General features: G+C 67.6%; 26 protein-coding genes. 6 read left to right on the forward strand and 20 right to left on the reverse strand.

Going from position 1 to position 26,615, the window contains the following annotated elements; genetic code table 11:
• Nucleotides 1–49 precede the first annotated feature (49 nt).
• From J7U46_RS03965 to J7U46_RS04040, 16 genes are all read right to left on the reverse strand, one after another.
• Nucleotides 50–829 (reverse strand): tRNA threonylcarbamoyladenosine dehydratase, encoded by a 780-nt coding sequence (locus tag J7U46_RS03965; protein WP_282823530.1) that lies wholly within the window; start codon nt 827–829, stop codon nt 50–52.
• Nucleotides 830–831: 2 nt separating this feature from the next.
• Entirely contained in the window at nt 832–1,950 is a 1,119-nt protein-coding gene (locus J7U46_RS03970; protein ID WP_282823531.1) for a YeeE/YedE family protein, read from the reverse strand.
• Between the two features lie 96 nt (nt 1,951–2,046).
• Nucleotides 2,047–2,823: a tol-pal system protein YbgF gene (ybgF, locus tag J7U46_RS03975; protein ID WP_282823533.1), complete on the reverse strand. Its 777-nt coding sequence runs from the start codon at nt 2,821–2,823 to the stop codon at nt 2,047–2,049.
• Complete coding sequence (gene pal, locus J7U46_RS03980; protein ID WP_282823535.1) at nt 2,823–3,374, reverse strand: peptidoglycan-associated lipoprotein Pal; 552 nt, start codon at nt 3,372–3,374, stop codon at nt 2,823–2,825. Before pal ends, ybgF begins: the two co-directional genes overlap by 1 nt.
• 57 nt (nt 3,375–3,431) lie before the next feature.
• Nucleotides 3,432–4,733: a Tol-Pal system beta propeller repeat protein TolB gene (gene tolB / locus J7U46_RS03985; protein WP_282823536.1), complete on the reverse strand. Its 1,302-nt coding sequence runs from the start codon at nt 4,731–4,733 to the stop codon at nt 3,432–3,434.
• Nucleotides 4,734–4,883: 150 nt separating this feature from the next.
• Entirely contained in the window at nt 4,884–5,951 is a 1,068-nt protein-coding gene (locus tag J7U46_RS03990; RefSeq protein WP_282823537.1) for an ABC transporter permease, read from the reverse strand.
• Nucleotides 5,952–5,960: 9 nt separating this feature from the next.
• A complete protein-coding gene (locus tag J7U46_RS03995; protein ID WP_282823538.1) occupies nt 5,961–6,881 on the reverse strand; it encodes an ABC transporter ATP-binding protein in 921 nt (306 codons plus the stop codon).
• Between the two features lie 77 nt (nt 6,882–6,958).
• Entirely contained in the window at nt 6,959–8,443 is a 1,485-nt protein-coding gene (rng, locus tag J7U46_RS04000; protein WP_282823539.1) for a ribonuclease G, read from the reverse strand.
• Between the two features lie 5 nt (nt 8,444–8,448).
• Nucleotides 8,449–9,048, reverse strand: coding sequence for a Maf family protein (locus tag J7U46_RS04005; protein WP_282824960.1), 600 nt, complete (start codon nt 9,046–9,048; stop codon nt 8,449–8,451).
• A gap of 8 nt (nt 9,049–9,056) precedes the next feature.
• Complete coding sequence (gene rlmH / locus J7U46_RS04010; protein ID WP_282823540.1) at nt 9,057–9,527, reverse strand: 23S rRNA (pseudouridine(1915)-N(3))-methyltransferase RlmH; 471 nt, start codon at nt 9,525–9,527, stop codon at nt 9,057–9,059.
• A gap of 6 nt (nt 9,528–9,533) precedes the next feature.
• A complete protein-coding gene (rsfS, locus tag J7U46_RS04015) occupies nt 9,534–10,307 on the reverse strand; it encodes a ribosome silencing factor (RefSeq protein WP_282823541.1) in 774 nt (257 codons plus the stop codon).
• On the reverse strand, nt 10,308–10,922 hold the full coding sequence (gene nadD / locus J7U46_RS04020; protein ID WP_282823542.1) for a nicotinate-nucleotide adenylyltransferase: 615 nt from the start codon (nt 10,920–10,922) through the stop codon (nt 10,308–10,310).
• Nucleotides 10,913–11,848 carry an oxygen-dependent coproporphyrinogen oxidase gene (hemF, locus tag J7U46_RS04025; protein WP_282823543.1) on the reverse strand — a complete coding sequence of 312 codons (936 nt, stop codon included), beginning with the start codon at nt 11,846–11,848 and terminating at the stop codon, nt 10,913–10,915. Before hemF ends, nadD begins: the two co-directional genes overlap by 10 nt.
• Before the next feature lie 11 nt (nt 11,849–11,859).
• The gene (locus J7U46_RS04030) at nt 11,860–12,492 is read right to left on the reverse strand and encodes a 1-acyl-sn-glycerol-3-phosphate acyltransferase (RefSeq protein WP_282823544.1); all 633 of its coding nucleotides are present in this window, start codon (nt 12,490–12,492) and stop codon (nt 11,860–11,862) included.
• Entirely contained in the window at nt 12,489–13,769 is a 1,281-nt protein-coding gene (purD, locus tag J7U46_RS04035; protein WP_282823545.1) for a phosphoribosylamine--glycine ligase, read from the reverse strand. Before purD ends, J7U46_RS04030 begins: the two co-directional genes overlap by 4 nt.
• Nucleotides 13,766–14,491, reverse strand: a complete 726-nt coding sequence (locus J7U46_RS04040) for a YebC/PmpR family DNA-binding transcriptional regulator (protein ID WP_282823546.1) — start codon at nt 14,489–14,491, stop codon at nt 13,766–13,768. The genes purD and J7U46_RS04040 overlap by 4 nt, the downstream gene beginning before the upstream one ends.
• A 70-nt stretch (nt 14,492–14,561) precedes the next feature.
• Here J7U46_RS04040 and J7U46_RS04045 point away from each other — a divergent pair, with 70 nt between their 5' ends.
• From J7U46_RS04045 to J7U46_RS04060, 4 genes are all read left to right on the forward strand, one after another.
• The gene (locus J7U46_RS04045) at nt 14,562–16,115 is read left to right on the forward strand and encodes a helicase HerA-like domain-containing protein (RefSeq protein WP_282823547.1); all 1,554 of its coding nucleotides are present in this window, start codon (nt 14,562–14,564) and stop codon (nt 16,113–16,115) included.
• A gap of 138 nt (nt 16,116–16,253) precedes the next feature.
• Nucleotides 16,254–16,763, forward strand: a complete 510-nt coding sequence (locus tag J7U46_RS04050; RefSeq protein WP_282823548.1) for a DUF6622 family protein — start codon at nt 16,254–16,256, stop codon at nt 16,761–16,763.
• A complete protein-coding gene (locus J7U46_RS04055) occupies nt 16,760–17,848 on the forward strand; it encodes a histidine kinase (RefSeq protein WP_282823549.1) in 1,089 nt (362 codons plus the stop codon). Before J7U46_RS04050 ends, J7U46_RS04055 begins: the two co-directional genes overlap by 4 nt.
• Complete coding sequence (locus tag J7U46_RS04060; RefSeq protein WP_282823550.1) at nt 17,845–18,648, forward strand: LytTR family DNA-binding domain-containing protein; 804 nt, start codon at nt 17,845–17,847, stop codon at nt 18,646–18,648. Before J7U46_RS04055 ends, J7U46_RS04060 begins: the two co-directional genes overlap by 4 nt.
• Here J7U46_RS04060 and fliD read toward each other — a convergent pair.
• The gene (gene fliD, locus J7U46_RS04065) at nt 18,635–19,423 is read right to left on the reverse strand and encodes a flagellar filament capping protein FliD (protein WP_282823551.1); all 789 of its coding nucleotides are present in this window, start codon (nt 19,421–19,423) and stop codon (nt 18,635–18,637) included. The genes J7U46_RS04060 and fliD overlap by 14 nt on opposite strands.
• Nucleotides 19,424–19,662: 239 nt before the next feature.
• Here fliD and J7U46_RS04070 point away from each other — a divergent pair, with 239 nt between their 5' ends.
• Entirely contained in the window at nt 19,663–20,007 is a 345-nt protein-coding gene (locus J7U46_RS04070; protein WP_282823552.1) for a 2TM domain-containing protein, read from the forward strand.
• A 50-nt stretch (nt 20,008–20,057) separates the two neighbouring features.
• Nucleotides 20,058–21,842, forward strand: coding sequence for a glutamine--tRNA ligase/YqeY domain fusion protein (locus J7U46_RS04075; protein ID WP_282823553.1), 1,785 nt, complete (start codon nt 20,058–20,060; stop codon nt 21,840–21,842).
• 666 nt (nt 21,843–22,508) lie between these two features.
• On the opposite strand, the gene J7U46_RS04080 is transcribed toward J7U46_RS04075, so the two are convergent.
• From J7U46_RS04080 to dbpA, 3 genes are all read right to left on the reverse strand, one after another.
• The gene (locus J7U46_RS04080) at nt 22,509–24,761 is read right to left on the reverse strand and encodes an alpha/beta fold hydrolase (RefSeq protein WP_282823554.1); all 2,253 of its coding nucleotides are present in this window, start codon (nt 24,759–24,761) and stop codon (nt 22,509–22,511) included.
• A gap of 55 nt (nt 24,762–24,816) precedes the next feature.
• A complete protein-coding gene (locus J7U46_RS04085; RefSeq protein WP_282823555.1) occupies nt 24,817–25,044 on the reverse strand; it encodes a hypothetical protein in 228 nt (75 codons plus the stop codon).
• A gap of 144 nt (nt 25,045–25,188) precedes the next feature.
• On the reverse strand, nt 25,189–26,595 hold the full coding sequence (dbpA, locus tag J7U46_RS04090; protein ID WP_282823556.1) for an ATP-dependent RNA helicase DbpA: 1,407 nt from the start codon (nt 26,593–26,595) through the stop codon (nt 25,189–25,191).
• Nucleotides 26,596–26,615: the final 20 nt, after the last annotated feature.

Consider the following 26,615-nt stretch of genomic DNA (forward strand, 5'->3'; position numbering starts at 1 on the left):
GCAGAGCCTCACATTATAGGCGAGTTTTTCAGGGCCCCGCAAGATGTTTTTAGCTTGCTGCTCTGCGCAGAAATGCTTCGATCAACTCGGCCGCTGCAACCATGCCGAAACTCGCAGTGACGGTGACGCTGGAACCATATCCCGCGCAGTTGAGGCTGCCATCCACCTCGCAAGCCTCGCCCTCCTCGCCCACCGGACGGTGCACCGCTTCGCGCGAGAAAACACAGCGCACGCCCATCTTGCCCTGACGCGGCGCGCCGTTGTGCTTGCGCAGCCGCTGGCGCAATGAAGCCAGCAAGGGGTCATGTGTTGTCAGCGACAGGTCTTCCAACTCAATCAGGTGCGGCGCGCGCTTGCCGCCGGCCGCGCCCACGGTGACGAAGCCGACCTGCTCGCGCCGGGCCCAGTCGGCCAGGCAGGCCTTGGCCCTGATCTGGTCGCAGGCATCTATGAGGCCATCGGGCCGATCGCCATTGAGCAGCGAGGGCCAGTTGTCCTCGTCCACGAATTCTTCGATCAGGGTGATACGGCAAGCGGGATTGATGTCGAGGATGCGCTGGCGCAGCGCCTCGACCTTGGCCATGCCGACAGTCGCGCCCAGCGCCTGCACCTGACGGTTGATGTTGGATTCGGCCACCTGATCGAGATCGATCAGCGTCAGCGCCGCCACGCCCGAGCGCGCCAGCGCCTCGACCGCCCAGGAGCCCACGCCGCCCAATCCGACCACCGCGAAATGCGCCGAGCGCAAGCGCCGGTAGCGCACTTCGCCATAGAGCCGGCGCAGGCCGCCGAAACGCCGCTCGGCGTCGTAGTCCTCGAGATCATTCATCGTCAAATGCTGCGCTCAACGCGCCAGATTTGGTAGCGCAGCGCCAGTACCGCGCCCCCCATGATGGAGGCCAAGGCGATGAAGCTGCCAATGCTCAAGGTCGACAGTCCCGAAAGCCCCTGCCCCACCGTGCAGCCCAAGGCCACCACGCCACCAACGCCCATCAGGAGCGCGCCGATCAGGTGATTGGCCGTGTCCTCCACGCCGCGAAAGCCTTCCCAGCGGAAGCTGCGGCTGACCAAGGCCCAGATGCCCGCACCGACGACCACGCCCAGCGTGTTGACGATGGCGATGGTCAAGACCTTGCTCTTGTCGCTGAAGAACATCAGCCAATCGAGGCTGTAGGCCATCGGCGAGACGAAGCTCATGCCTTCCATGCGGTCGCGGCTGGTGCCGCCGATGAAGGCTTCCTGCAGCGTGTTCGGATCCTCGGCCACATAGCCGAGCTTGCCGCTGACCCACCAGATGCCGGCTACCGCGAGGCCACAACCGACACCGCCGAGCAGCGCATCCAGGCTGCGCCCTTCCGGCTTCCACAAGGCCCACGCCAGCAGGCCACCACCGAGCAAGCCGCCCATCCAGGCCGCCGCCTGTGGCTTGGCGAGGCCCAGCGGCGAAGCCAGCAGACTGGGCAAGTCCTGACCGGCAGGCAGCGTCATGGCCACCTTCTCCAGCGTCTCGACCCGCAGTACGGCAGTGATGCCCTTGAGCGTGGCAAAGGCCGCCAAGCCCATCACGAAGAAGACGAACAGCGACTTCAGATTGCCCGCGCCTATGCGCACCAGCGTCTTGCTGCCGCAGCCCGAGGCCAGCACCATGCCGAAGCCGAACATCAGGCCGCCGACGATGGATGAGAGCCACAGGAGGCGCGGCGCTGCATAGACCGTCTTGCCCGCGTCGACCCAGCCGAGCGCCACCATGCCGTTGAAGCCCAGCATCACCACGCCGGCCGCCAGCGCCCACATGCGCATGCGGCTCCAGTCGCCCATGTTGACCACGTCAGACACCGCGCCCATGGTGCAGAAATGGCTGCGCTGCGCGATGGCGCCGAACAGCACGGACAGCGCGAAGGCGACCCACAGCACCTGGGTGTTGAGGGCGTTGATGTCGATCTCTTGCATGGGCGCGAATTGTAGGAGGGGCAAAAAGAAACCCCGCAGGCACGGGCCGGCGGGGCTTCTGGCAGAGAACGGGCGAAGCGTTCGGCGCTTGGCTTTTTACTTCAAGGAACCCAGGCGCTCCTTGGCGGCCTTGGCCGCTTCGGTGCCGGGATAGGTCTTGATCAGCTCTTCCAGGCTCTTCCTGGCGGACTTGACGTCCTTCAGGTCGGCCTGGCAGTTGGCCAGGGTCAGCGCGGCATCGGGTGCGCGCGGATGGTCCTTGGCGGCGGCAATGAAGGCCTTGAAGCTGACGATCGCGTCCTTGCAGTCGCGGTTGCCGTACTGGGCAATGCCCAGCGAGAAGCGCACCGAGTCGGCATAGCCGCTGGCCGAGTAGCGGCGCAGGAAGGCCTGCAGTGCGGCCTCGGCCTCAGCGAAGTCACCGCGCTTCACGAGGCCGGTGGCGGCTTCGTACTGGCGGCGTTCTTCCGGGTCGACCTGGAAGTCCTTGCCGTCGAGCGTGACCTTCTGCGGCTCCAGCGGACGCAGGCGCGATTCCAGCGCCTGCACCTGCTCGCCGAGCTTGCGCTGGGTCTCGGACAGCTCGCGGGCGAGCTGCTCGTTCTGGCCGCGCAGCTTGGCCACCTCGGCGCGCAAGGCCTCGATCTGCCCGTTCAGGTCGAGGATGCTGCGCCGCAGGGGCAGCAGCATCTCGTTCATCTGGGCAGACAGCGCATCGATCTTGGCCTTTTGCGCCTCGTCGTTCTGCTTGACTTGGGCGCGCAGGTCCAGCACGGCCTTGCGTGCCTCGTCGTCGGCAAACAGGGCGGCCTGCGCAGGCAGCCAGGCCAGTGTGGCCACGAAGGCCACCAGTGCGGATGCGCGCCGGATCATCACTTCTTGTCCATCAGTTCAACGCGACGGTTCTTGGCCCAGGCTTCTTCGGTGCTGCCCATGGCGGCCGGACGCTCCTTGCCGAAGCTGACGGGCTCAACGCGGTCAGCGGCCACGCCCAGCAGGCTCAGCGACTTGGCCACGGCTTCGGCACGCTTCTGGCCCAGGGCCAGGTTGTACTCGCGGCCACCGCGCTCGTCGGCATGGCCTTCGAGGTTCAGGCGAACGTTCTTCGACACACCCAGGCGCTTGGCGTGGGCTTCGACCACGCCACGGTAGTCGTCCTTGACCACATAGCTGTCGAAGTCGAAATAGATGACGCGCTTGTCAGAGACGGCGGCGGTCTGCTCGGCGTCGATGTCGACCTTCACCACCTTGGTGTCGGAGACGGGTGCCACGGTGGGCTGAGCCTTGGTCTCGACCGGCGGTGTCGGCGTGCGGGTCTCGATCTTGGCCGGCTCGTCCAGCTTCACCGGCGTGCTGCAGGCTGCCAGTGCGGCGGCGGCCACCAGGGCCAGCAGAACCTGGCTGTGCTTGATCATCTTCTTCATTTCATTCACTCCTTGGAAAGGGTCATCGTTGAACTTGTAGAGAACAGGGCCGATCGTTCAACGACCGAACGGGCCCCAGGTTGGTTCGCGCATGTCGGCGCTGCTCGCGATCAGCTTGGCCTTGATCTTGCCGTCCAGCGTGGTGGTCATCAGCGATTCTCGGCCGCCCGAGCGCGTGGCATAGACCAGCAGGCGGCCATTGGGCGAGAAGCTGGGGCTCTCGTCATCCAGCGTGTCGGTGATCTGATTGACCGTGCCGCTGGCCAGGTCCATCACGCAAAGCTTGAAGTTGCCGCTGGTGCGCGTGATGTAGGCCAGCGTGCGGCCATCGGGGCTGATGGCCGGGCTGATGTTGTAGCTGCCGGTGAAGGTGACGCGCTCGACGCCGCCGCCGCTGGACGACATGCGGTAGATCTGCGGCGCGCCGCCCCGGTCCGACACGAAGTAGATCGAGCGGCCATCGGGCGAAAACACCGGCTCGGTGTCGATGGCCGAGCTCTGCGTCAGCCGGCGCGGCTCGCCACCATTGCGGTTGATGATGAAAAGCTGCGAGCCGCCCTCGCGCGACAGCGTCATCGCAATCTGCGAGCCATCGGGCGAATAGGCGGGTGCGCTGTTGCTGCCCCGGAAGGCTGCCAGCTGCCGGCGCGCGCCGGTCGAGAGGTTTTGCGACCAGATCACCGCCTTGCGCGCCTCGAATGACACGTAGGCGATTTCCTTGCCGTCTGGGGCCCAGGCCGGCGAGATGATGGGCTCGACGCTGGTCAGCGACTCCTGGCCGCCCTCGCCATCGGCATCGGTGATCAGGAGGCGGTAGCGGCCACCGGTCTTGGTGACATAGGCCATGCGGGTGGCAAACACGCCGCGCTCGCCGGTCAGCTTTTGGTAGATGGTGTCGGCGATCCGGTGGGCCGCGAGCCGAACGTCATCGGGATGGACGGCATGACTCTCGCCGCCCAGGTCCGCGCCCTTGACCACGTCCCAGAGCTTGAAGCGCAGGTCGATGCGGCCATCAGCAAGGCGCGTGGCCGAGCCGCCCGCCAGCGCGTCCACATTGCGGGCACGCCAGTCGGCGAAGGCAGGCTGGCTGGTTTCGCTCAAGGGAGCGGCGGCATCGATCACCCGAAACTGGCCGCTGCGCTCCAGGTCCGCCTTCACGATGGCGGCGACGGCCTGGCCGGCCACCGATTCGTTGAGGAAGCTGGGGATCGAGATCGGCATCTGCGCCGTGCCGACGCCGGCGATCTCGACACGGAACTGGGCCCAGGCCGGCAGTGCCAGGCCGGAAGCGGCGGTGGCGGCCAGCAGTTGGCGGCGGGACAGGCGGGGGGTCGAGGCGGCTTGGGGCTGATCAGGCATGCGCATGAAAGGGGATGGCAGCGAAGCAGGGTTCCGATGACTTCGAGGCCGCAATTCTGCCTCAGCCGCGCCCTGCCTCCCGCGCAATCTCCGCACAAGCCTGTAAGGGATGGTGGCGGGCAGCCCCGCCTCCCCGCGCCCTGCCCTGATTCAGACCCAGCGGAAGCGCCGCACCGCCAGCCCGAACAGCACCACGGCCCAGGCGCCCACGATGGCCATCGCCTGGCCCTGGCTGGCCAGGGAGGCGCCGTCGTTGAACACGGCCCGCAGCGCGCTCAGCAGCGGTGCCAGCGGCAGCGAAGCCGCAGCCAGCTGCAACCAGTGCGGTGCCGCATCGAGCGAGAAGTAGACGCCCGACAGCAGCATCAGCGGCAGGAACACCAGGTTGGCGATGCCGCCGTAGGCCTCCACGGTGCGAGTCAGGCTGGCCAGCACATAGCCCATGGCGATGAAGCAGGCGGCGCCCAGCAACAAGAGGGCGAACAGCGCACCGAGACTGCCCTCGCTGCGGATGCCGAAGACCAGCCAGCCGGTCAAGAGCAGCGTGACCGCCCCGGCCGTCATGATCACGAGGCGCACGCCCAGCTGGGCCGCCAGGTAGGCTGGCTTGGACAGCGGCGTGGCCGCCAGGCGCTTGTAGCCGCCCTTCTCGCGCATGGTCACGTCCACCATGCCGGTCGAGAACACGCCGAGCATCACCAGGTTCAGGCCGAGCAAGCCCGGCAGCAGATAGGCAGCGTAGTTGTGGGCATGGCGGCCGCCCGGGCTGCTCATCTCCACGGGCAGGCGAGCCGGCGGCTCGGCCCCCTGGCGCCGCGCCTGGGCCACCAGGAAAGCCTGCTGCACCAGAGCCTCAGCCTGGGCGCCTTGAGCCGCCAGATAGCTGTTGAGGCGCAGCCGGTACTGGCCGCCCTCACCCTCCAGCAAGGCTGGCAGCTTGCCGGCGCGCCAGCGCTCATCGGCCGCCTCGACCGTGACGGTCTCGACCTCGAGGCCCCGCTCGGCCAGCGCCGTGCGCATCAAGGCATCGTCCGGCGAGCCTTGCTGCGACTGCGCCCAGACCAGGTGAGCCGTCGGCGGCTTGCCACCGCCGAACACCGTGCCGAGGCCGAGCAGCATGACGATGGGAAAGGCCAGGGTCCAGAACACGGCGGCCGGCAGGCGCAGGTAGACGCGCAGGCCGAACGTGAATTGCTTGAAGAAGATGCGGAAGTTCATGGTGCTCGCTCAATCCCTCAGGCTGCGGCCGGTGCGCTGCAGAAACACGTCTTCCAGGCTGGCACGGCGCACATGCAATTGCCGCATCGGCAGGGCCAGGGTCTCGACGCAAGCCAGCAGTTGCTGCAGCTCGCGCTTGGGGTCTTCGAGGCGCACGGCCCAGTGCTCGGCCTGCACCTCCACCGGCCGGCCCAGCTGCCGTGCGAACTCGTCGGCGGCCGGCGGCGCCCCTTCGAACTCGATCTCGGCAATGGTGGGCTGGCCGAGGCCAGCGATCAGCTCGCGCGGCGTACCAAGCTGCAGGATCTGGCCCTGGTCCATGATGCCGACGCGGTCGCACAGCACCTCGGCCTCGTCCATGTAGTGCGTGGTGAGCAGCACCGTGCGGCCCTCGGCCTTCAGCCGCCGCACGATGTCCCACAAACCCTGGCGAGCCTGCGGATCCAGGCCGGTGGTCGGCTCGTCGAGGAACACCAGCTCGGGGTCGCCCACGAGGGCCAGCCCGAGCGCCAGGCGCTGGCGCTGGCCGCCGCTGAGCTTGCTCTGGTAGGCGCCGGCCTTGTCCTGCAGCTGCAGCAGGGCCAGCAGCTCCGCCACCGGGCGCGGCTTGGCGTAGTAGTTGGCGAACAGCGCCAGCGCCTCGCCAACCTTGATCTTGTCGTCCAGCTGGGTGCTCTGGAACTGCACGCCGATGCGCTCGCGGATGGCGCGCTCCTGCGTCTTGTAGTCGAGGCCCAGCACGCGAATCTCGCCACTGTCGGGCCGAGTCAGACCTTCCAGCATCTCCATGCTGGTGGTCTTGCCGGCACCATTGGGCCCTAACAGCCCGAATACCTCACCACGGCGCACCTGAAGATCCAACCCACGCACCGCATGCACGTCGCGGAAACGCTTGTGCAGGCCTTGTGCCTCGATCGCCCAGTCTTCCATCCCGACCTCCTCGTTGGAGCGCGGATTCTGTCGAGCAGCCGCCGCCGGGCTATAGGTAATAGCCCCAGGCGAGGATCTCAGAGCAGCACGATGTCGTAATGCTCGGTCTGGTTGGTCGGCTCGGCCGACAGCGAGATCGGCTTTCCGATGAAATCCGACAGGCCGGCCAGGTGCTGGCTTTCCTCGTCGAGCAGCATCTCCACCACGTTGGCGGCGGCCACGACGCGGAACTCCTTGGGCGAGAACTGGCGGGCCTCGCGCAGGATCTCGCGCATGATGTCGTAGCAGACCGAGCGCGCCGTCTTGACCTGGCCGCGGCCCTCGCACGTGGGGCAAGGCTCGCAGAGCATGCGAGCCAGCGATTCGCGGGTGCGCTTGCGCGTCATCTCGACAAGGCCCAGCTGCGTGAAGCCCCCCACTGTCACCTTGGTGCGATCGCGGCTCAGCTGCTTCTTGAACTCGCTCAGCACCGCGCTCTTGTGCTCCTCGCGCGTCATGTCGATGAAGTCGACGATGATGATGCCGCCCAGGTTGCGCAGGCGCAGCTGGCGCGCGATGGCGCCGGCCGCCTCGAGGTTGGTCTTGAAGATGGTGTCGTCGAAGTTGCGGGCGCCGACGAAGCCGCCGGTGTTGACGTCGATGGTCGTCATCGCCTCGGTCTGATCGACGATCAGGTAGCCACCCGACTTCAGGTCCACGCGCCGCGCCAGCGCCTTGTCCAGCTCGGCGTCGATGTTGTTCAGGTCGAAGATCGGCCGCTCGCCCCGGTAATGCTCCAGCTTGGCCGTGGCCGCCGGCATGAAGTGCTCGCCAAAGGCCTGCAGCACCTCGAACTGCATGCGTGAGTCGATGCGGATGGAGCCGGTGCGCTCGGTCGTCAGGTCGCGCAGCACGCGCTCGACGAGGCTCAGGTCCTGGTGCAAGAGCGTGCCGGGCGGCGAGCGGAACGAGCGCTCGCGGATGGTCGCCCAGGTCTTGCGCAGGTAGGCGATGTCGGCCGCCAGTTCCTCGTCGCTCGCGTCCTCGGCATTGGTGCGCAGGATGAAGCCGCCACCACCGCCCTCCTCCGGCTTGCCGACCAAGGCCTGCATGCGCGTGCGCAGCTGCTCGCGGGTCTCGGGCGAACCGATCTTCTGCGAGATGCCGATGTGGTCGTCCTGCGGCAGGAAGACCAGCATGCGGCCCGCGATGCTGATCTGGCTGGACAGCCGCGCGCCCTTGGTGCCGATGGGGTCCTTGATCACCTGCACCGTGAGGGCCTGGCCCTCGAACACCAGGCGCTCGATCGGCGTGGCCACGCCGGCCTCGTTGTGATGGGCGCGGCCATGGCTCGTGCCGTTCACATGCAGGTCGGCCACGTGCAGGAAGGCCGCGCGCTCCAGTCCGATGTCGATGAAGGCCGATTGCATGCCCGGCAGCACGCGGGCGACCTTGCCCGAATAGATGTTGCCAACCAGGCCGCGCTCCAGCGTGCGCTCGATGTGCAACTCCTGCACCGCGCCGTTCTCGACGACGGCCACCCGCGTCTCCTGCGGCGACCAGTTGATCAGAATGTCTTCCATAGCCTTCACAAGCCCCAGGGTTCGAGCAGTTGCGCCGTCTCGTAGAGCGGCAGGCCCATGATGCCTGAGTAGCTGCCGGCGATGTGCGAGATCCAGACCGCCGCCTCGCTCTGGATCGCATAGGACCCGGCCTTGCCGAAAGGCTGGCCGCCGTCCACATAGCGCTGCAGCAGCGCTTGCGACACCGGCGCGAACTCGACTTCGGAAACGCTGAGCCGTGCATCGCGGCGATCGCCGAGGCCCACGGCCACGCCGGTAATGACGCGGTGCCGGCGGCCGGCCAGGCGGGTCAGCGTGGCCAGCGCGTCGGCGGCATCGAGCGGCTTGCCGAGGATGTCGTCGTCGATGGCCACGGTCGTGTCGGAACACAGCACCGGCGCCGGCGGAAGGCCACGAGCTTGCAGGCGCCGCAGCGCCGCATCGAGCTTCAGCTGGGTCACGCGCTCTACATAGGCCTCGGGCTTCTCGCCCGGCAGCACCACTTCCAACGCCTCGGCATCCTCGTCCGCATCGGCGAGCAGGAGCTCGGTCTTCACGCCGATCTGGTCCAGCAGCTGGCGGCGGCGCGGGCTCTGCGAGGCCAGGTAGATGAAATCGAACGGCAAAATGGCGCTCACTCTCGGTGGTAGGGATGGTTGACCATTACCGTCCAGGCCCGGTAGAGGCCTTCGGCCAGCAGCACGCGGGCGAAGGCATGGGGCAGGGTCAGGTCGGAGAGGCGCAGCGTCTCGTCGGCCGTGGCCTTGAGTTCTGGATGCAGGCCGTCGGGCCCGCCGATGATCAGCGCGACGTCGCGGCCCTCGCCCATCCAGAGCTTGAGCCGCTCGGCCAGTTGCATGGTCGTGCGCTGGTGGCCGCGCTCGTCGAGGATGATGCGGCGCACACCTTTTGGCAAAGCCGCTTCGATGCGCTGCGCCTCGGCCGCCATCATCTGCTCGACCGATTTGCCGGCGCCGCGTGGTTCGGCCTTGACGGCCTTGAGCTCCAGCTTCAGCTCGGGCGGGAATCGCTTGGCGAAGTCTTCGTAGGCCGTGTCAGCCCAGGCCGGCTGGCGCTGGCCGACGGCAACCAACCACAGGCGCATCGCCGATCAGCGCGCCGTCTTCTTGGCGGGCGCGGCTTTGCGGGCGACGGGTTTGGCGGCGGGCTTGGCTGCCACGGCGGTCTTGCGTCCGACCGTCTTGGTGGCGACCTTCCTCGCCGGCGCAGCCTTCTTCGCTGCCGGCTTGGCTGCACCGACCTTGATGGTCTTCACCGGCGCTTCGGCCGCCTTCTTGACACCACCCACGCGAGTGGCCGGCTTGCGCAGCGGCGGCTTGGCTGCTGCGGCAGACTTCTTGGCGGCCGGGGCTGCCTTCTTGGCAGCGGGTGCGGCCTTCTTGGCCGCAGGCGTCTTGCCTCCGGTGACCTTGGTGGGCGGTGCCGAAGGCGCCGTCTTCTTGGCAGCGGCCTTGGCGGGCTTCTTCTTGGCCGGGGCTTCTTCTTCCGGCTCCGAAGCCTTGACCAGGCGGACCTCGCCATCACCCAGCTTCAGCTTGACCGGCTTGCCGCCCCAGATTTCCTCGAGGTGGTAGTAGTCGCGGATGGCCGGCTGCATCACGTGGACGACGGCGGCACCGCAGTCGACGATGATCCATTCGCCGTTGTCTTCGCCCTCGGTGCGCATGACCTGCAGGCCGCGCCCCTTGACCGTTTCTCGCACGCTGGAGGCCAGCGCCTTGGTCTGCCGGTTGCTGGTGCCCGAGGCGATGATCACGCGCTCGAACAGCGGCGACAGATGCTCGGTGTTGAAGACCTGGATGTTCTGGGCCTTCACGTCTTCCAGACCATCGACGATGGCGCGCTGCAGCTTACGAATGTCCATTCAGTACTCACTCTTCTCGTAGAGGCGGTGCTGGGCAATATAACCCGCGACCGCGTTGCCCACCATGGGGCGGATGTCCTCGCCGCGCATCACTTGTTGACGCACGGCGGTGGCCGAATGCGCCATGGCCGGCAGGGCCAGTGGCAGCATTCGATGGGGGGTGGCCTGCAGCTCTGGCGCAGCCTTCATGGCCTCGCCAGCGCGCGCCGCCACGGCAAGGGTGGCGCGCTGCAGGATCTCGGGCCAGTCACGCCAGGTGTTCAACCTTGCGTACTGGTCCTGGCCGATGATCAGGAACAGCTGCTCGCCAGGATGGTTCACCGCTCTCTCGCGCAGCGTCTCCACCGTGTAGCTGGCGCCACTGCGACGCAACTCGCAGTCATCCAGTTCGAAGCGCGGCTCGCCGTCCATCATCAGCTGGACCATGGCGCACCGCTGCTCGGCCGGGGCCAATTGTCGCCCAGCTTTCTGCCAGGGCTGCCCGGCGGGTATCCAGAGCAGCTTGTCGAGCTTCAGCTCGGCCAGCGCGCAATCTGCCAGCGCCCGGTGAGCCAGGTGCGGCGGATCGAAGCTGCCGCCGAACAGGCCCACGCGCGGGCCTTGCATCAAAGCCATAGATGCGTGGCCGGCTCGTCGGCCCAGTCACGCGGGCGCAGGAAGTCGCTGTAGAGCTTCGCTTCGGGCGTGCCCTCTTCGGGTTGCCAGTCGTAGCGCCACTTCACGAGGGGCGGCATCGACATCAGGATGGCTTCGGTGCGGCCGCCCGATTGCAGGCCGAACAGCGTGCCGCGGTCGAACACCAGGTTGAACTCGACATAGCGGCCGCGCCGGTAGGCCTGGAAGTCGCGCTCGCGCTCGCCATAGGCATAGCCCTGGCGGCGCTCGACGATGGGCAGATAGGCCGGCAGGAAGGCATCGCCGACCGAACGCAGCGTGGCGAAGGCCGCGTCGAAGCCACCTTCCGCATAGTCGTCAAAGAAGATGCCGCCCACGCCACGCGGTTCGTTGCGGTGCTTCAGGAAGAAGTACTCGTCGCACCAGGTCTTGAAGCGCGGATGGAGGTCGGCGCCATGCGGCGCCAGCGCGTCCCTGCACACCCGATGGAAATGCTGGGCATCGCGCTCGAAACCGTAGTACGGCGTCAGGTCCATGCCGCCACCGAACCAGACCACCGGCTCGCGGTCCGCCGGCATGGCGGCGAACATGCGCACGTTCATGTGCACCGTCGGCACGAAGGGGTTCTGCGGGTGGATCACCAGCGAGACGCCCATGGCCTCGAACGGCGCACCCGCCAGTTCGGGCCGGTGCTGGGTGGCCGAAGGCGGCAGGACCCGGCCCTGCACATGCGAGAAATTGCAGCCGCCCCGCTCGAACACGGCGCCGCCCTCTATCAGGCGCGACAGGCCATCGCCTTCCAGGCGCCCGCCCGGTTCGCGCTGCCAGCCGTCGCTGATGAATTCACCGCCATCGGCCGCCTGCAGGCCTGCCACGATGCGCTCTTGCAGGTCGAGCAGATAGCTGCGTACCGCTTGCGTGTCCATGCTCATGATCCTCAGGTTCTCAGCTTGACCGGCGCGGCCAGTTCGGGCCGCTTGCCTCGGTAGGGCGCCAGCACCTTGGCAAACAGCGCGAAATCGCGCTCGGCGTCACCGCTCAACTCGACGAAATCGGTCAGGCCCACGGTCTTGGTCGCGAAGTCGAAATAGGCCAGGCCCACCGGCGCTTGCGCCTGGACGGCCACATGGTAGGAGCCCGAGCGCCAGCCCGAGACCAGCGAGCGCGTGCCCTCCGGTGCGACGGCCAGCCAGAACAGCTCGCCGGCCGCACGCGCCGCTTTCATCTGGTCGGCAGTATTGCCGACCAGGCCGCTCGCGTTGGCCCGGTCCACCGGGATGCCGCCGATGCGGCGGGCAAAGGGGCCCAGCAGCGGAATCCGGAACAGGCTGTCCTTGCCCCACCAGCGCGCCTGGATGCCGAACGACCACTTGACCAGCACGCCGAGAACGAAGTCCCAGTTGGACGTGTGGGGGTAGACCATGATCACGCCCTGCCCGGCTGGGAGGCCGTCATAGCGCAGGGTCCAGCCGGCCAGGCGCAGGACGCCGCGCGCCAGCGCGCTGCCTGGCGCCTTGAACTCGGCCCGGCCCGGTATCAGGCGCGGCAATTCGTTGGGGCTCGCGCTCAACGCTTGACCGCCCGGTGGCCGATGTCCTGCCGGTATTGCTTGCCGGCGAACTGGATGCTCGAAAGCGCCTCATAGGCATGCTGCTGCGCGGTCTTGACCGACTCGCCCAGCGCGGTGACGCAGAGCACGCGGCCACCACTGGTGACGAGCGTGCCGTCCTTGTCGGCCGTGCCGGCGTGGAAGACCATCGCGTTCTCGCTCTCCGCCGGCAGGCCGGTGATCGCATCGCCCTTGCGCGGGTTCAGCGGATAGCCCTCGGCCGCCAGCACCACGCCTAGCGCGACGCGGCGGTCCCACTGCAGCTCGACCTGGTCCAGCGTGCCGTCGGTCGCATGCAGCATGACCTCGAGCAGATCGCTCTTCAGCCGCATCATGATGGGCTGGGTCTCGGGGTCGCCCATGCGGGTGTTGAACTCGACCGTGCGCGGCTGGCCGTGGCTGTCGATCATCAGGCCGGCGTAGAGGAAGCCGGTGAAGGGAATGCCGTCACGGGCCATGCCCTGGATGGTCGGCATGATGATCTCGTGCATCACCTTGGCATGCACATTGGGCGTCACCACCGGCGCGGGCGAGTAGGCGCCCATGCCACCGGTGTTCGGGCCGGCATCGCCATCGAGCAGGCGCTTGTGGTCCTGGCTGGTGGCCAGGGAGATGACGTTCTTGCCATCGCACAGCACGATGAAGCTGGCTTCCTCGCCCTCGAGGAACTGCTCGATCACCACGCGGGCGCCGCCCTCGTTGTGAACCACGCCGAGCTTGTTGTCCGCGAGGATCCAGTCGATGGCCTCATGGGCCTCGGCCAGCGTCATGGCCACGACCACGCCCTTGCCCGCCGCCAAGCCGTCGGCCTTGATGACGATGGGCGCGCCGTTCTTTTCCACGTAGGCGTGGGCAGCGACCGGGTCGGAGAAGGTCTCGTAGGCTGCCGTGGGAATGCCATGGCGCTTCATGAAGTCCTTGGCGAAGGCCTTGCTCGATTCGAGCTGGGCCGCCGCCTTGGTAGGGCCGAAGATGCGCAGACCACGGGCACGGAACTCGTCCACCACGCCGGCCGCCAGATAGGCCTCGGGGCCGACCACGGTCACCGCGATCTTCTGCTCGACGGCGAAGTCGGCCAGCGCCTTCACGTCCGTCAGCGCCACGTTCTTGAAGCGCTGGTCGTGCGCCGTGCCGCCATTGCCCGGCGCCACGAAGATTTGCGAAACCCGCTCGCTTTGCGAGAGTTTCCAGGCCAAGGCGTGCTCGCGCCCGCCATTACCGATCACCAATACTTTCATGCGGGAAGACTCGCGTTGTGATACAGGGCCTGGGTGTCGTCCAGGTCTTCGAGCATGTCCAGCAGCTTCTGCATGCGTTCGGCGTCTTCGCCGGCCAGCTCAATGGTGTTCTCGGGGCGCATCGTCACCTCGGCCACGTCGGCCGTGAAGCCAGCGGCTTCCAGGGCGTTCTTGACGGCTTCGAAGGCGGTGGGCGGGGTCAGCACCTCGATGGCGCCGTCGTCGTCGGTGATCACGTCGTCGGCGCCAGCTTCCAGCGCCACCTCCATGATCTTGTCTTCCGAGGCACCCGGCGCGTAGATCAGCTGGCCGCAATGCTTGAACTGGAAGGCCACCGCGCCTTCCGTGCCCATGTTGCCGCCGTACTTGCTGAACATGTGGCGCACCTCGGCCACGGTGCGGACGCGGTTGTCGGTCATCGTGTCGATGATGATGGCCGCGCCGCCGATGCCGTAGCCCTCGTAGCGGATTTCCTCGTAGCTGACGCCCTCGAGGTTGCCGGAGGCCTTGTCGACGTTGTACTTGATGCGGTCGGCCGGCATGTTGGCGGCCTTGGCCTTGTCGATGGCCAGACGCAGGCGCGGATTGGCGCTGAGATCGGCGCCGCCCTGGCGGGCCGCGACGGTGATTTCACGGATGATGCGGGTCCAGACTTTGCCGCGCTTTTCGTCTTGGCGCCCCTTGCGGTGCTGGATATTGGCCCACTTCGAATGACCTGCCATCTTGGCTTGCTCCTGGCCTGCATATTGGTTGGATAGACTGCGATTTTAGTTCCGACCCGGAGCCCGCCCGATGGCCGACCCAATCCTGCTGGCGCGCAACGCCGCCACCGAGTGCCAACTGCTGCCCCAGCTCGCCAACCGGCACGGCCTGATCACCGGCGCCACCGGCACCGGCAAGACCATCAGCCTGCAGAAGCTGGCCGAGTCCTTCAGCAGCCTCGGCGTGCCGGTCTTCATGGCCGACGTGAAGGGTGACCTCACCGGCATCTCGCAGCAGGGCAAACCCTCGGAGAAGCTGCTGGCCATCCTGAAAGAGCGCGGCATCGAGCCGCCAGCCAGCGCCGCCTGCCCCACCACGCTGTGGGACGTGTTCGGCGAGCAAGGCCATCCGGTGCGCGCCACCGTCTCCGACATGGGCCCGCTCTTGCTCTCGCGCATGCTGGCGCTGAACGAGACCCAGGGCGGCGTGCTGCAGCTCGTCTTCAAGATCGCCGACGACAACGGCCTCTTGTTGCTGGACCTGAAAGACCTGCGCGCCATGCTGCAGTACGTGGGCGACAACAGCGCGCAATTCACCACCGAGTACGGCAATGTCTCGGCCGCCTCCATCGGCGCCATCCAGCGCGGCCTCCTGCAGATCGAAGCCCAGGGTGGCGACAAGTTCTTCGGCGAGCCCATGCTCAACATCGCCGACCTGATGCAAACCGAGTCAGGCAATGGGGTCATCAACATCCTGGCCGCCGACAAGCTGCTGGCCGCGCCCCGCCTCTATGCCAGCTTCCTCTTGTGGATGCTGAGCGAGCTGTTCGAGACCCTGCCCGAGGTCGGCGACCTGGAAAGGCCCAAGCTCGTCTTCTTCTTCGACGAGGCCCACCTGCTCTTCAAGGACGCCGCGCCGGCCCTGGTGGAGCGCATCGAGCTCGTGGTGCGCCTGGTGCGCTCCAAGGGCGTGGGCGTCTACTTCGTGACGCAGAACCCGCTGGACATTCCCGACACCGTGCTCGGCCAGCTCGGCAACCGCGTCCAGCATGCGCTGCGCGCGTTCACACCACGCGACCAGAAAGCGGTCAAGGCCGCGGCCGAGACCATGCGCGCCAAGCCCGGCCTCGACATCGAGACCGCGATCACCGAGCTGGCCGTGGGCGAGGCCCTCGTCAGCCTGCTGGACGAGAAGGGCCGGCCCAGCATCACCGAGCGGGTCTTCGTGCTGCCGCCCGGCAGCCAGATCGGCCCGATCTCGGCCGAGCAGCGCCAGGCACTGATCCAGAACTCGCTGGTAGCCGGCGTCTACGAAAAGGCGGTGGACCGTGAATCGGCCTACGAGAAGCTGAAGGGCAAGCCGGCGGCCACCACGCCACCGGCCCAAAGCACCGGCGGTTCCGCATCGATGCCCACGCCCACGACGGCCCAGCCGCCAGCTCCCGCCGATGACGGCGGCGGCCTGCTCGGTGGCCTCAAGGACGTGCTCTTCGGCACCACCGGCCCGCGCGGCGGCCGCCATGAAGGTCTGGCCGAAGCAGCAGCCAAGTCGGCGATGCGCTCGATCGGCTCCTCGGTGGGGCGAGAAATCATCCGGGGGGTGCTGGGCAGCATCCTCGGCGGCAGCAACAGCCGCCGCCGCTGACGCCGACCAGCACCCACCGCTGGCGCCGGCCGGCCGCATTTCGCGCCGGCCTGAAACCCCTGGTCGCAGCCGCATGGCGGGGCGGTGGCCCGAGGTTCAGCATCCGGCCCATCAACTTCACCGAACACAGGATCCGCCATGCAAACGCTCACCATGATTCTTGCCAACGTCCCCGTCTGGGTCTGGGCCTTGCTGGCCTTCATCATCGCCATGGGCCTGCGCCTGAGCCGCGAGCAGCGCATGTCGCGCAGCCGCCTGCTGCTGGTACCGGCGATCTGGCTGGCGTATGGCGCCTGGGGCGTTGAAGCCACCTTCGGCCTCAACGCCGCACCGCTGCTGGCCTGGGCTGCCGGGCTGGCAGTCAGCGTCAAGCTGGTCCGCAGCAGCGGCTGGGCCAGCCTGGTCCGCAAGGAGGCCGGCCTCTACGTCGTGCCCGGCAGCTGGATCCCCATGGGCCTGATGCTGACCATCTTCTGCGCCAAGTTCGCCCTTGGCATGGGCCTGGCCATGAACCCGGCCCTGGCCCATCAGACCGGCGTGGCCCTCGGCTTCAGCGCCCTGTTCGGCCTGCTCAGCGGCGCCTTCCTGGGCCGCTCGCTGAACATCCTCAGCGCCGGCCGCCACGCAACCAGCCCGGCCTTTGCATGAGCCACACCATCCCCTGGAGTGAACGCAGCCGGCGGGACTGGCTGCATTGGGCCGCCTGGCAGGTCGGCACGGTCGCGGCGGCCGGCCTCGCAGTCACCATCGGCCTCGTGCTGCTGCTACGCCAGCCCTTCAGCACGACCCTGGTGTTCTGCCTCTGCATTGCCGCCGGCTGCTCGATCCTGGTGCAGGCGCTGCGCACCGGTGCCGACCTTTTGCTGCCGCGCCTGCTGCGCCGCCCCACGCCGGCCTGGTTGCGCGAGCCTGTCAGCCTGGTCTTTGGCACGGCGCTGGGCTACCACCTGGGCAACCAGCTCGGCTCCCTGCTGACCGGCATTGCCAGCGCCGGCATCTTCGACGTGAGCCCGCGGCGCGCGTTGACCATGCTCTTCATCGCCCTGGTGCCCGGCATCGCCATCACCGTGTTCTTCGTCGGCATGAGCCGCCTCCAGAAGGCCGAGACCCAGGCCCAGCAGGCCGCCCGCATCGCCGCCGAGACCCAGCTGCGCCTGCTCGAATCGCAGCTCGAGCCGCACATGCTGTTCAACACGCTGGCCAATCTGCGTGTGCTGATAGGCATGGACCCGGCCCGCGCCCAGGCCATGCTGGACCAGCTGATCGCCTTCCTGCGCGCCACCTTGCAGGCCTCGCGCAGCATCAGCCATCCGCTGTCGGCCGAGTTCGCCCGGCTGACCGACTACCTTGCCCTGATGCAGGTGCGCATGGGCGCCAGGCTGCAGCCACGTTTCGAGCTGCCGGCCGAGCTGACCGGCGTCGAGATCCCGCCGCTGCTGCTGCAGCCCTTGGTCGAGAACGCGATCAAGCATGGGCTGGAGCCGCATGTGGAAGGTGGTGAGCTGGTCGTCAGCGCTGCGCGCGAGGCCGAGGGCAAGGGTCAGGTCTTGCTCCTGCAGGTGCGCGACAGCGGCGCCGGCCTGTCTGACACGCCCGACACCGCCGGCACTGGCTTCGGCCTGCAGCAGGTGCGCGAGCGCCTGGCTACCCGCTACGGCCCAGGCGCCCGCCTGGACATTGCCCCGGCCGCCGGAGGCGGCACCCTTTGTTCGATCCGCATCCCGCTGCCATGACCGCATCCCTCCCCACCGCCCTGATTGCCGAAGACGAAGCCCTGCTGGCCGAGAACCTGCGCCAGGAGCTGGCCAAGCTCTGGCCCGAGCTGCAAATCGTGGCCCAGGCTGCTCATGGCCTGGCCGCCGTCGAGGCCGCGCTGGCCCACAAGCCGACGATCTGCTTTCTCGACATCCGCATGCCCGGCATGACCGGCCTGGAAGCCGCAGCCGCGATGGCCGAGGACTGGCCCGAGGGCGCACCCTTCCCCAAGCTGGTCTTCGTCACCGCCTATGACCAGTACGCGCTGCAGGCCTTCGAACATGCGGCGGTGGACTATGTGCTGAAGCCGGTCCAGCCTGAGCGCCTCGCGCAGACCGTGGCACGGCTGAAGGCCTCGCTGGCGCCTCAGCAGGGTGACGATGCGCTGCAGGCCGCCGTGCAGCAGCTGCGCGGCCTGCTCGGTGCCACGCCCGTGGCCGCCGCAGCACAGCCGCTGCGCCTGCTGCAGGTCAGTGTGGGCGCCAGCATCCTGATGGTGCCGGTGGACGAGGTGGTCTTTTTCGAGGCGGCCGACAAGTACGTGCGCGTCATCGTCGAAAACGGCAAGGAGCACCTGGTCCGCATCTCGCTGCGCGAGCTGCTGCCGCAGCTGGATCAGTCACGCTTCTGGCAGATTCACCGCAGCATCGTGGTGCGCAGCGACGCCATCCAGCGCGCCGTGCGCGACGAAGCCGGCAAGCTCAGTCTGCATCTGCATGGCAGCAAGGAGCGGCTGGGCGTGAGCCGGATGTACGCCCATCTGTTCAAAGCCCTGTAGAGCCCGAGGACTGCCCCAGGTAGGCCTGCTGCAGTTGCTGCTGGGCCTTGGAGATCGGGTCGGTGCTGGTGTTGTTCGTCTGCTTGCCGTTGGCCAGCTTGGTGGCGGCGCTCAGCAGTGCGTCTTCCTGCTTCTTCAGCGCCGTCAGGCGGCTGGCGAGGCTGGTCAGCGTCGAGCTGAGCCGGCTGGAGCTGCCAAGCCCGGCCTCGGCCAGCTTGCCTGTGGCCGTGCCCAATTGCGAGAGCGCGCCTGCGACGTTGTTGCCGGTCTTGGCCAGCGCGGTCTTGAGCGCGGTAGCGTCGAGCTTCAGCGTGCCATCCGCCTGTGCCGTGAGGCCGAGCGAGTTCAGGCTCGGCGAGGCCGTGCGCTGCGCCAGCACCCGCCGCAGGTCGCCCAGCAGGGTGCTGGTGCCGAGGTTTGATCCGCCTTGCGTGAACGACTGACGCGCCGTGGTGACGGCCGCGTTGTAGTCGGCCACGAAGGCTTCGAGGCTGGCCTGCACGCTGGCCGGCGTGCTGTTCGCGTTCAGCTTGCCCAGGGCGCCGGCGGTGCTGCCCAGCGAGGCCAGCGCCGCCTTGTGCTTGCCCAGCATCGACAGCGAGGTCGCGGTCGATTGTTCCTGCGCCACCACACGCTCGCGCGCCTTGGCCAGGGCCGGCGAGATATTGACCAGGCTGTCGGCCGTCTGCTGGCCCTGCGAGCTCTTGCTGGTGCTGGTCTGCGACAGCAGGCTGTCGCTGCGGCTGCTCGTGCTGAGGATGCTTTGCAGGTCCATGGTCTTCGTTGATTCATTGCCAGGCCGACGAGGGTAAACCCCGGCCAGCGGGGCCAGCGCCGGATAAGCCGGGTCTTGCCGGCCTTGATCGCCCCGGCAGGCCGAGCACCCGCGCAGCGATTGGCGCCCTCCAGTCGCCACCGGCGCCCTGCCCTGGCCATTCGTCACATGGGCTTGGACCGGGTGCGGCCCGCTCCACAGAATCCGCTCCATCCCAACCGACACCCACGGAGAGCGCCATGAACGACAGCAACGACTACGGCAACCACAGCACCACCCCGCTGAGCACCGAGCAAGCCCTGCACAAGGCCGCCAAGCGCCGCGTCGAGCAGAAGATGGGCTTCTACACCCATGCCCTGGTCTATGTGCTGGTCAACCTGGGGCTCTTCCTGCTGAACAACATGGGCGACTGGAACAACGGCATGTTCGAGCACCACCGCTGGCATTTCATCCCGATGATTCCCTGGGGCATTGGCCTCGCCATCCACGGCGTGGTCACTTTCTTCTCGCTGCAGGGCGGCGACCTGCGCCAGCACATGATGGACAAGGAGCTCGAAACCCTGCGCCGCCGCCAGCAGCGATAATTCGCGCCCAAGCAAATTGCACAGCCCCGGACCGGCGCCGGGGCGCTTCTATGTCCCATACCAGCGACGACGCCAAGCCTGTCAGCAACAACTTCTTGCGCGCCATCATCGAGCGCGACCTCGACGCCCATCTGACGGACGGCCGCAAGTTCGCCGGCACGCCCGGCGACGCGGCCCATCACGAGGCCGGCCAACCGGACCCGGCCAAGATCCGCACCCGCTTCCCGCCCGAGCCGAACGGCTACCTGCACATCGGCCATGCCAAGAGCATCTGCCTGAACTTCGGCCTGGCGCGCGACTACGGCGGCATTTGCCACCTGCGCTTCGACGACACCAACCCGGAGAAGGAAGAGCAGGAATACGTCGACGCCATCAAGGAGATGGTGGCCTGGCTGGGCTGGGACTGGGACGTGGGCGGTACCTCGCACCTGTTCTACGCCAGCAACTACTTCGACTTCATGTACCGCGCGGCCGAGCACCTGATTTCGCAGGGCCTGGCCTATGTGGACGAGCAGACGCCGGACGAGATGCGCGCCAACCGCGGCGACTTCACCACGCCGGGCAAGGACAGTCCCTTCCGCAGCCGCACGCCCGAAGAGAACCTGGCCCGCTTCCGCGAGATGCGCGATGGCCAGCATGCCGATGGCGCGATGGTGCTGCGCGCCAAGATCGACATGGCCTCGCCCAACATCAATATGCGCGACCCGGCCCTGTACCGCATCCGCCGCGCCACCCACCACAACACCGGCGACCAGTGGTGCATCTACCCGATGTACACCTTCGCCCACCCGATTGAGGACGCGCTGGAGCGCATCACGCACTCGATCTGCACGCTGGAGTTCGAAGACCAGCGTCCGTTCTACGACTGGCTCTTGAACGCGCTGGCCGACGGCGGCCTCTTGGCCCGCCCGCTGCCGCACCAGTACGAGTTTGGCCGTATGAACCTGACCTACGTCGTCACCAGCAAGCGCAAGCTGAAGCAACTGGTGGACGAGCAGCACGTGACCGGCTGGGATGACCCGCGCATGCCCACGCTCGTCGGCATGCGCCGCCGAGGCTACACGCCGGAATCGGTGCGCCACATGGTCGAGTCCACCGGCGTGACCAAGACCAACTCCTGGCTGGACTACTCGGTGCTCGATGGCTACCTGCGCGCCGACCTGGAAGGCAAGGCCGCCCGCGCCAGCGCCGTGCTGGACCCGGTCAAGCTCAAGCTCACCAACTGGGCCGAGCTGTTCGGCAGCCTCGAGCACAAGGAAGCCTGCCACGCGCCGGCCCATCCGCATGTGCCCGAGCTCGGCACGCGCCATTTCACGCTGGGCCCCGAGGTTTGGATCGAGCGCGAGGATTTCCAGGAAGTGGCGCCCAAGGGCTACCACCGCCTGTTCCCCGGCAACAAGGCGCGCTTGAAGTACGGCTACATCATCGAATGCACCGGCTGCGAGAAGGATGAAGCCGGCAACATCACCGCCGTGCTCGCCACGATCGTGCCCGACACCAAGAGCGGCACGCCGGGCGCCGACGCGGTGAAGGTCAAGGGCGTGATCACCTGGGTGGGCGCGCATGAGGCGATTGCCGCCGAGGTGCGCCTGTATGACCGCTTGTTCACCGAAGAGCAGCCCGATGCCGGTGGCCGCGATTTCCTCGAGGTGCTGAACCCGGGGAGCAAGAAGGTCGTGACGGCCTACCTGGAGCCCTCGCTGGCTGCTGTGTTGGCGGATACCAAGTTCCAGTTCGAGCGACATGGCTACTTCGTGGCCGACCGTGTGGATCACAAGGCGGACAAGCCGGTGTTCAACAAGATCACGGGGTTGAGGGATAACTTCTCGAAGTAAGTTGCGATAGCACTTCTCGATGTAGTGGTGACGGCGCCTGCGGGCGCCGTTTTCTTTTGTGTGCCTAGGCAGCTCAGATCAGGCCCGGCCCCGCCCGCTCTGAGGCGCAGGCGTACAGGTTGGCCCGGTGGGCCAACTGCCCTCGGTGCTCGCAGCCCGGGTCGCGGCGCGTAACTCTCTACGCTCCCTTCGGTGCGCTCCGTTCAAACAGACGCGCCGAGTCAGATGTTGAAGCGCGCATTCGCGCGCCGACCCTGGCTGCTGCGCTCTCGGCTGTACGTATGATGCGCCCCAGATCGAGCGGCGCCGGGCCTTCAGCACCATCGTGGCAGGCGAAGGAATCGCGACCGTGCACTGCGGTTCGCTCGGCCGTGGCTGGGGCCTCTGCCGGGCCCTTTGGCGGTGCCGAGAAGCACAGGAGCCTGGGACGCGCGCTTGCGCGCTTCAACTTCTAGCTTGGGCGCGACTGTCTGACCAAAGCGAACCGAAGGGAGCGGCGGGAGTTTCGCGCCCGTCCCAGGCTTCGAGCATCGCAGGGGAGTCGGCCCACAGGGCCGACCGCCGCCTCCGGGCCCGGCAGAGGCCCCAGCCACGGCTGAGCCGGCACAGCCTCCGCAAAGAGAAACGGCGCCCCAAGGCGCCGTTTCCAAAACCATCCGCAACCCTTTACGGCTTCAGATGTCGCACGAAGAAATCCGTCTGCGTCTTCGCCAGATGCAGGCGCGACTTGCGGCCAGCAATGCCGTGGGCCTTGCCCGGGTAGATCGTGGTCTCGAAGACCTTGCCTTCGTTCTGCAGGGCCTCGATCAGCTTGAGCGAGTTCTCGAACAGCACGTTGTCGTCGGCCGTGCCGTGCACCAGCATCAGCGGCTTCTCCAGCAGCTTGGCGCGCGGGATCAGGTTGGCTTCGGCGTAGGCCGGGGCCTTGCCGCCATCCGGAGCGATGCCCAGGTAGCGCTCGGTGTAGGCCGTGTCGTAAAGCGTCCAGTCGGTCGGCGGCGCGCCGGCGAAGGCGGCGGCGAACGGCGTGTCGGCATCCAGCATCGAACGCGCAGCCAGGAAGCCGCCGTAAGACCAGCCGGTGAAGCCGATGCGGGCCGGGTCCACGCTCGGCACCAGCTTGGGCAGTTGGCGCACGGCGGCGAACAGGTCGGCCACCTCGATCTTGCCGATGGCGCGGTAATGGGCATGCGTGAAGTCGCGGTCACGGTTGGCCATGCCGCGCGTGTCCACCGTCATCACGCCAAAGCCGAGGCGCTGCCAATAGGCTTCGAGTGCCATGCCGCCGCTGTAGCGCCAACCCACCGACGAGCCGTGCGGGCCGCCATAGGCCTGCACGATCACCGGGTTCTTGCCCGAGGCCGAGGCCTTGAGCGGCGGCGAATAGGTGGCGTTGAGCTGGGTCTTGCCATCGGCCGAGAGGATCTCCAGCACCTGCTGCTCCGGCACGATGCGCGCCAGCAGCGGGTCGGCCGGGCTGCCCTTGACCTCGATGGGCACAGCCTTGCCGTCCAGCGCGATCACGCGGGTCTCGGGCGGCTTGCCCCAGCTCGATTCGCTCATCAGCAGGCGCGTGCAGCTCGCATCGCCCGAGGCACCGCGCGTACGGCGCGGCTGGCCGGGGTCGATCATGCGGGTCTTGCCGTTCAGATCGGTCTCGAACAGCTCCTTGCCACGGCCGCGCTCGGTCACGCCGCTGAAGACGATGCGCTGGTCGGCGGCGCAGACCACGCCGGCCACCATTTCGCTCTGGTGGGTCAGTTGCTTGACGTCACCGTTCACCCGGTCCAGCAGCCACAGCTGGCGGCGGCCGCTGCGCTCGCTGGACCACAGCAGGGCCGGCTGGCCGGAGAGCTTCAGGGCTGGCAGTTCGCGCAGGTCGTTGTGCAACTCGACCCAGGCCGGGTCACGCTCGCTCAGCACAGTGCGTGCCGTGGCGCCGCTGTACTCGACCAGGTCCAGGCGGGTCTGGTCGCGGGTCAGCCATTGCAGCCAGGGCTTGCCATCGGCAAACCAGCCGGCACGGGCGATGTACTCGGCCTCGGTCGGCAGCGGCAGCACCGTGCTGGCGCCGCTGGCCACGTCGATGTTCAGCGCGCGCAGCTTGGCGTTGGGCTGGCCGGCGCCGGGGTAGCGCTGCTCGGTCATGGCCGTGCGGTCGGCAAAGATCTGTGCCCGCACCTTGATCGGCACGGGGCTCTCGTCGACTTCAATCGCCAGCACGGCCTTGCCATCCGGCGACCACCAGAAGCCCTTGTGGCGGTCCAGCTCTTCCTCGGCGATGAACTCGGCGAGACCGGTGCTGACGGTCTTGCTGCCGGTCGTCGTCAGACGCTTGGCGCCGCCTTCGCTCAGCGATTGCACGTACAGATCGCCGCCCTTGACGAAGGCGACCTGGCGGCCGGCCTTGTCGCACTGCGGCTCACGCGCCGGGTCACCGCCGGCCTCGGTCAGCTTGCGCGACTTGGGGGCGGCATCGCCATTCAGCTCGACGGCATACAAGGCGCCCGACATCGGCACCAGCAGGCGCTTGTCTTCCTCGCCGCACCATTGGTAGGAGAGGATGCCGCCACCGCTGATGCGGCGGCGCTCCAGGGCCATCTTCTCGGCTTCGGTCAGTTCGGCCTTGGCGTTGCCGATCAGGTCGGACATGGCCAGCAGGCGGCGCGGCTTGCCCGCCGGCAGCGGCTGGCCCCACAGCTCCATCACTTCGCTGTCGGATTCCGAAGGCTGCAGGAAGGTCAGCCACTGGCCGGCCGGCGAGACGCTGGCGGCACGCGGCAGGCGGCCCGCCAGCGGCGGATCGGCATAGATGCGGTCCAGGGTCAGTTCATTGGCTGCGGCCGGGGCGGCCAGCAGCGGGGCGGCGCTGGCGGCCAGGGCAGCGGCCAGCAGGGTGAGGGTCAGGGGTTTGCGCATGCCGCATGCTAAGCGCTGCCGGCAGCGCCCACCATGCGGGGCTCACCCCATGACTTCAGTCACCGCACTCACGGACTTTGGGGGCCGAGTACTCGTCGCCTATCACCGCACGGGCGAACAGGTAGTTCTCCAGCGCACGTGGGCTCAGGTCGTCCAGCGGCACTTCGCCACGGGCATCACAGGGGAAGGCCAGTGCGCGGCCGCTGTGATACAGCGACTGGAAGCGCAGCTCGAAGTGAGCGGCGGACTGCATCGAAAGACCGTGCTTGCTGTTGCTTTCCATGGTGGGCTCCTGCTCGGCATGACTGCCTCTTGAGTACAAGACTAGGAGCCCTTGGCGGAAGCGAGCGTGCAATAAGCCGCAGCTTTCCCCGCCACCCGCGATTCAAGCCCGCGACCCGGGGGGATGGCGGACGAACGGCACCCTTCAGTCGAGGGGCGCCAGATCAGCCAGCCTGCGCACTTTGACCTTGCGGCCCTTGAGCTTGCCGTTCGAGAGCCGCTTCACCACCTCACGGGCAATGGAGCGCTCCACCGCCACATAGCAATGGAAGTCGGTGACGTGGATCTTGCCGATCTGCGCGGCCGCGAAGCCGGCCTCGCCGGTCAGCGCCCCGAGGATGTCGCCCCGGCGGATCTTTTCCTTCTTGCCGCCGAGGATCTGCAAGGTGTCCATCGCCGGCAGCAGCGGCTCTTTCGAGGCAGCTGTCATCTCGGCGAGCGGCTGCCACTTCAGGGCATGGCCGAGCAGCTGTTCGATGCGGCCGATGCGGCCCATCTCATCGAGGCTGGCCAGGTTCAGCGCCAGGCCTTCAGCGCCGGCACGGCCGGTACGGCCAATGCGGTGCAGATGGCTCTCGGCATCGGCCGCGATGTCCACGTTGATCACGCATTCCAGCTCCTCGATGTCGAGGCCGCGCGCCGCCACGTCGGTGGCCACCAGCACCGAGCAGCTGCTGTTGGTGAACTGGATCAGGACCTGGTCACGCTCGCGCTGCTCCAGCTCGCCATGCAGGGCCAAGGCCACGATGCCTTGCGCCTGCAGCACGTCCACGAGGTCGCGGCATTGCTGGCGCGTGTTGCAGAAGGCCAGGGTGCGCGCCGGGCGGAAGTGCAGCAGCAATTGCGAGACCGCATGCAGGCGCTCGCCCTCCGCCACTTCAAAGGCGATCTGCTTGATCTGGCGCGGCGCGGCGGCGCTCTCTGCCTTGACCGTCTGCGGATCGCGCATGAAGCGCTGCGCAAGGCCGGCCACACCTTCCGGCCACGTGGCCGAGAACAGCAGCGTCTGGCGGTTCTTGGGCGCGGCCTTGGCCACGGTGGCGATGTCTTCGACGAAGCCCATGTCCAGCATGCGGTCGGCCTCATCCAGCACCAAGGTGTTGAGCTGAGAGAGATCCAGCGTGCCGCGCTCCAGGTGGTCCAGGATGCGGCCCGGCGTGCCGACCACCACATGGGCGCCGAACTCCAGGCTGGCGATCTGGTTGCGCATGGGCACACCGCCGCAAACGGTCAGGATCTTGATGTTGTCGGCCGCGCGGGCCAGCTGGCGCAGCACCTCGGCCACCTGGTCGGCCAGCTCGCGCGTGGGGCACAGCACCAAGGACTGCACGTTCAGGCGCGCGCCGTCGAGGCGATGCAGCAGCGAAAGACCAAAAGCCACGGTCTTGCCGCTGCCGGTCTGGGCCTGGGCGATCAGGTCGCTGCCGGCGAGCGACTTGGGCAGCGAGAGCGCCTGGATCGCCGTCATCTCGGTGAAGCCCAGCTGGGCGAGATTGGCCTGCATCGCGGCGGACAGCGGCAGGACGGAGAAAGACTGCGGGGACGTGTTCATCGCGGGATTATCCCAGGGCG

This window comes from Pelomonas sp. V22 (genome assembly GCF_030014915.1).
Taxonomy (GTDB): Bacteria; Pseudomonadota; Gammaproteobacteria; order Burkholderiales; family Burkholderiaceae_C; genus JAUASW01.